General features: G+C 66.8%; 3 protein-coding genes. 2 read left to right on the top strand and 1 reads right to left on the bottom strand.

Annotation, left to right across the window (positions count from 1 at the left end):
- Window positions 1–32 precede the first annotated feature (32 nt).
- Both N864_RS22365 and N864_RS22360 read left to right on the top strand, forming a co-directional pair.
- Window positions 33–272: a hypothetical protein gene (locus N864_RS22365; RefSeq protein ID WP_034722776.1), complete on the top strand. Its 240-nt coding sequence runs from the start codon at window positions 33–35 to the stop codon at window positions 270–272.
- A gap of 3 nt (window positions 273–275) precedes the next feature.
- A complete protein-coding gene (locus N864_RS22360) occupies window positions 276–956 on the top strand; it encodes a DUF981 family protein (RefSeq protein ID WP_034722773.1) in 681 nt (226 codons plus the stop codon).
- 34 nt (window positions 957–990) lie between these two features.
- Here N864_RS22360 and N864_RS22355 read toward each other — a convergent pair.
- Window positions 991–1241 (bottom strand): ANTAR domain-containing protein (locus N864_RS22355; RefSeq protein ID WP_034722771.1); only part of this gene is annotated, 251 nt, incomplete at its 5' end.

Below are 1241 nucleotides of genomic sequence, written 5' to 3'. Positions count from 1 at the left end.
TAGCCGGCTGCGGGCAGGGGTAACCCTCGGTTGTGTCCCACTATGACCCGTTCACCGGGTTCCCCACCGAGGTCGAGGTCGGTCGGACCCGCCGGTGGGCTGCCCTGTTGGTCACGGCAGTTTTCGTCATCCTCATTCTCGGCGTGATCCTCGCGGCGATCCTCTGGGCACTCACGAGTGCCGACGTGGGGGCCTTGACCTTGGCTGCCACGTTCGCCGTGTGCGTCGGGCTGCTGGTCCTGCGGCAGGCCCTCATCGCAGAGCGGAGATAGCGCATGCTCGCGCAAGGGATCACCTACAACACTTCCATGGGTCTGGCCGCCGGGGCCTTCATGCTGTTGCTCTTCATGTTCATCCGTGTCGTTCAGCAGCCTGGCCGCCGGTCGATCGACGGGTGGGCATGGATGTTCGTCGCCCTTGGGTTCTTCCTGGCAGTCACCGGCACGCACATGACACTGACGTGGCCGTTGAAGCAGATCCCGGGGGCCGGCTGCTGCGCTGTCGACAACGTCACCTTCGGAGAACCCGCGATGTTCTTCGGATTCCTGATCTTCTTCGGCGCCATCGCCATCATGCGCGCAGAGAAGGCCGCACTTGACCGTGGCCTCGAGCTCGACCTGGTCGCCACGGTCCGACCGTTCCTGTACGCGGGCGCCTTCGGGGGCATCGGCCTCATCATGTTCGCCGTCGCCGGTCTGGAGTTCGGCATGTGGGCTCCTGCGCCCCCGGACGAACCCATCGCGAGGCTGATGGGCACCTCCATCCTGGAGCGATTCTTCGTGGCCGGCGCCTACGCGATCACTGGACTGGCCGCCATCACCGGGGCGTTCGCGGCCGAGCACCGGGTCGTGGCGCGCATCTTCGCGGTGGCACTCTTCATCGCGGGGATGATGTGGACCTTCCTCAGCTTCACCCTCTTCTACGGGCACGTCGGCTTCTTCCCCTTCCCCCACTGACCGGCCTTGAGCCGCGCGGAGGATCCCCGCCAGCTCACTGACGACCTCCGAGCGGCGCGTCCCCGTTCCCCGCGCTGGGCAAGGCACTCACGTCGCCGGTGCTCACCACTTCGTCGGCCAGGACATGGACCTTCCGGTTGGTGTGCTGGCTGGCCTGACTGGTGATCTCGAACGCTTCGACCTCGGTGACCTTTCGGGTCGCCCTGTCGGGCACCCGGGGGCGATCCGCTCCGCCAACCGGACCATGCCGCAGGAACGAGGTCGTGCCGCAGCGCGAGCTGCGGC

This window comes from Intrasporangium chromatireducens Q5-1, assembly GCF_000576575.1.
Lineage (GTDB): Bacteria > Actinomycetota > Actinomycetes > Actinomycetales > Dermatophilaceae > Intrasporangium_A > Intrasporangium_A chromatireducens.
The sequence above is the reverse complement of the archived record's forward strand: the minus strand, read 5'-3'. Positions and strand labels throughout refer to the sequence as shown.